The organism is Eudoraea sp. (assembly GCF_049669105.1).
In the GTDB taxonomy this organism is placed as follows: domain Bacteria; phylum Bacteroidota; class Bacteroidia; order Flavobacteriales; family Flavobacteriaceae; genus Eudoraea.
The window spans coordinates 1-4,228 of the sequence record NZ_JBATKE010000062.1 but is presented as its reverse complement, the minus strand read 5'-3'; the positions used below and the strand labels follow the sequence as shown (position 1 = coordinate 4,228).

Below are 4,228 nucleotides of genomic sequence, written 5' to 3'. Positions count from 1 at the left end.
TAAAACTATACTCATTTTTAGTTTTGTCCTATTTAATTGCTTTTTAAGCTTTTCTCAAGAAAAAGACACGGTAAAAACACTAACATCTTTAAACAAAAGTGCTGCGCAATTTGAACGGGACACCTTGCTAAAACAGGAGAACAGTCCATTGGATATTGGGGATGACCGGGGTATTTATATTCTCACAAAAGATGGCCAATTGCAACTTCGAATCCTGGGATCTGTACGATTTTCTCTGTTGTATGATTTAAAAGATATTCCTGTAAAAAAAACTTTTAATACCTATTATATTCCTGTTGGTGAGGACAGCAAGAATATACCTAATTATTATGGGTCCCTCAATCAAACCAGGATTGGATTTGAAATAAACAGACAGGTGGGGAAAGATGTAGTTTTAATAAGGTTGGAGACAGATTTTAATGGAAAGAATGGTGCTTACCGGATACGCCATGCCTATGGCGAAGTAGGTCGTTTTCTGGTAGGCCAGACCTGGTCTCTGTTCAGCAACGTATCTTCCTTACCCACTATGGTTAACAGCAAGGGCCCCACAGGAAGTGTTACCTTACGTACAGCACAAATGAGATATAGTGACACCAACAGAAAGGGAACACGATGGGCAGCAGCTTTGGAATACTCCCGTCCTGACCTTAATCTTCAACAGTTGGATACTACTGGCTTCTCTGTGGTTCAAATAATTCCGGATGTCACTGCTCGTATTGAGCGAGAAGGTATTTTTGGAGCTGTTCAGCTTTCAGTGGCATTTACAACAGTTTCAATTCGAGATCAAGACAACAACGTTTCAAACTTTGGAGGATACGGAGGCTCCTTGTCTGGCGATCTAAGAATAAATGAAAAGAATAAAATACTTTATCAATTAACCTATGGGAAATCCATTTCTCATTTTATTACCAATTTTGCAGGTACAGGTAATGACGTTATATATAATCCCAACACCGGTGAGTTTGATCCGGTAGATTCTTTTGGGGGATTTTTGGCTTACGGTTTTACTATGACAAAAAAAATCAAAGCCAATGCATCTATTGGCTATGCAGATTTATCAAACGAGGACTATCAACCGGGAAATTCTTATAGAAATAGTTTTAGTGGAGCATTAGATTGTTTTTGGCAAATTGCTCCGGGAGCCAGATTGGGAGTTGAATATATCTATGGAACCAGATGGAATAAAGATAGTAGTTCTGGCAGTGCGGGACGTTTACAAGCATTGTTTTACTACGATTTCTAATGCCCATATGATAACAATTTACAGGAAATTGAAGGTGCTTCAAGCTAAATGATAACCGGATTACGATTTGAAAATATGAAAATATCCAAAATAGCATTTGTACATGGATTGGCGTTAATGACCTTTTTTCTTTTAAGCGGACAGAATACAGAGGAAACAGATACATGGGATAATGAATTGTATTTGGGAAATAAAGTCAGTGCGGGATTTGGTAATTGGCGCACGTCCGGTGAACTACAGGTAAGGTTGGCAGATGACATGCAGGCATTGGACCAGTGGTTTATAGAATTTATAGCCAGCTATTTACAATGGAAGAACTGGGAGTTGGCTCCGGATTATCGGTTGACCATTAAGCCGGATCAAATTGAAAATCGTCCCGGATTTAGTGTGATTCGCAAAGATATTTTTGGAAAGGAGGAAGGCAAAAAGCATCAGTTGGTAAACCAAGTCAAATGGCAGGCGGATATAGGATCTGGATTTTTCAATAACGGATTGCGTTATGCTGTTTTTTACAATTTAGTCCTCAATGATAAATTTGTTCCTAATCTTGGCGCTGGTGTTTTTTACCGATGGTCTGATAATTTTACAGGAGTCCAGTTTATAAGGGCAGGAGTGGGACTTTCTTATTTTATTGATGTTAAACATTCAGTAGGGGTATCTTATTACCTTGGGATTTCAGATCCCGGCGGCAATACTTCCTATCAGGGCATTCCGGTCATACAATTGATCATTAATATCAATAAAAATTTCAAATACGTACCGGCCAAGTATATTGAGTTCTAAAAAGGCAGGGTATATTTGATATAATTACGTAATTTTCAAAGCATTTTTTAAATTTATTTTCTACCCGGAAACCAACGACTGTTATCAAAAATGATTAACTATTTCATCCCTAATATTTATAATTCCTCAGTTATTAAGCTTCTTTTAAATATAGTGCTAACCATGCTCCTGGTTTCCTGTAATGGCATAGAAAAGGAGGCGTACGTCAAGATTGAAGACAATGTGCATACAGCCTCTTTTGTAGGCACGGCAAGCTGCATTGAATGTCATCAGAAAGAGTATGAATTATGGGAGAATTCACATCACGATGAGGCAATGAAGATAGCAGATTCAACCACTATTCTTGCTGATTTTAATAATACCACTTTTACCTATAAGGGCGTTAAAAGTTCATTTTTTCTTAAAGAGGGAGATTATTATGTAAATACACAAGGAGAAGACGGTAATTATTCTGATTTTAAGATTATATATACTTTTGGTTATACACCATTGCAACAGTATATTGTGCAGTTCCCAAACGGGGAGTACAATTGTCTTCTTACCGCTTGGGATACGGTGGAAGAAAAGTGGTTTCATCTGCAACCCGATCTGGACATTAAACATGATGAGTGGATCAACTGGTCCGGGGGCAGCCAGCGCTGGAATACCATGTGCGCCGATTGCCATTCCACAAATCTCCAAAAGAACTACGATTTATCCTCTGGGGTTTTTAATACAACTTTTAGTGAAATAAATGTAGCCTGCGAGGCCTGTCACGGGCCTTCGGGTACGCATGTTTCCTATTATAAACAACAGGAAGAAAATGAAGCTAATGGTGTTTTACCTCCCGAATTGTATATGGGAAGTGTTGTACCACCCAAAGAACTCGTAGATAAATGCGCCAGGTGCCATTCCAGAAGGGGCAATTTAACACCCTATTTTGACTATACCGGCACTTTCATGGATCACTATTTTCCAAGAATGTTAGAAGATCCTTTATATGAACTCGATGGCCAGATTAAAGATGAGGTTTATGTGTATACCTCCTTTATTGAAAGCAAAATGTACAGTCTTGGAGTTTCATGCAAGGATTGTCATGACGTACATTCCCTTAAATTAAAGAAACAGGGCAATGACCTGTGTTTAACATGTCATGTTCCCGATAAGTATAATACTCCGGAACACCATTACCATAAAATGAATACGGAAGCCGCCTTGTGCATTAACTGCCATATGGATGGTAAATTGTATATGGTAAATGATTACAGGAGAGATCATAGTTTTAGAATACCCAGGCCTGATCAATCGGTTACATACGACACCCCAAATGCCTGCAATAAATGTCATACAGATAAGTCGGCCAAGTGGGCGAGCGATTTTATAGTTGAAAAATATGGCCCCGCCAGAGCGGACCATTTTTCTGACCATTTATTAAAAGGGTATATGGATGATCATCAGGAATTCAAGAAGGTTTTTTCCGGTAAAGAATACCCTGAAATAGCCCGGGCAACGGCCATTGGCCTTTATGCCAATTCTCCTATTTCATATGAAGACGCGCTGGATTTAACCAGGTATTTAAATGATTCATCAGTTTTGGTCAGAAATCAAACAGTACGGGCTTTTGAAACAATAGGAAGTGCGGATTTCGCACCCCAAATAGTCCCCTTATTAAAAGATTCAGTACGTGCGGTGCGCATTTCGGCAGCGCACTATTATAATGTAGTAGACAAAAGCCAGGTAGCGCATTTAGAGGAGTTTAAACTGGCTAACCAGGAATATATGACAGAGCTGGAAGTAAACTCAGATTTTCCTGCGGGTTTACATCAGCTAGGCATATATAACCAGAGTATTGGAGAGATAGATAAGGCACTTGATTACTACAATAAAGCGGTTAAGGAAGACAACTATTTTAATATGTCTCGCATAAATATGGCGCTGATTTATTACCAGCAAGGATTAGTAGATAAAAGTGAGGCAACCTATCTTAAAATTATTGAGCAAGAACCGGAATACAGTTATACCTACTACATGTTAGGTTTATTATACTATGAAACAAACAGAAAGGACAAGGCTTTGGAATACCTGGCTTTGGCCTGTTCCAAAGAGCCGGCTAATGCAAACGCTTCCTACAATTATGCGCTGATGCTTCAACAGGAAAATAAAAACCCTGAAGCCATTGCGGTAATTGAGAAGGCATTAGAAACCTTTCCAAATGATGAACGC

The 4,228-nt window shown here is 38.9% G+C and carries 3 protein-coding genes; all 3 read left to right on the top strand.

Annotated elements, in window-relative coordinates; translation table 11 throughout:
• On the top strand, positions 1–1,243 hold a 1,243-nt coding region (locus WBM60_RS05190), incomplete at its 5' end, for a DcaP family trimeric outer membrane transporter (protein WP_424282825.1).
• Positions 1,244–1,318: 75 nt separating this feature from the next.
• Complete coding sequence (locus WBM60_RS05185) at positions 1,319–2,026, top strand: hypothetical protein (RefSeq protein ID WP_424261877.1); 708 nt, start codon at positions 1,319–1,321, stop codon at positions 2,024–2,026.
• Between the two features lie 90 nt (positions 2,027–2,116).
• Positions 2,117–4,228: tetratricopeptide repeat protein (locus tag WBM60_RS05180; RefSeq protein ID WP_424282824.1), on the top strand; the 2,112-nt coding region annotated here is incomplete at its 3' end.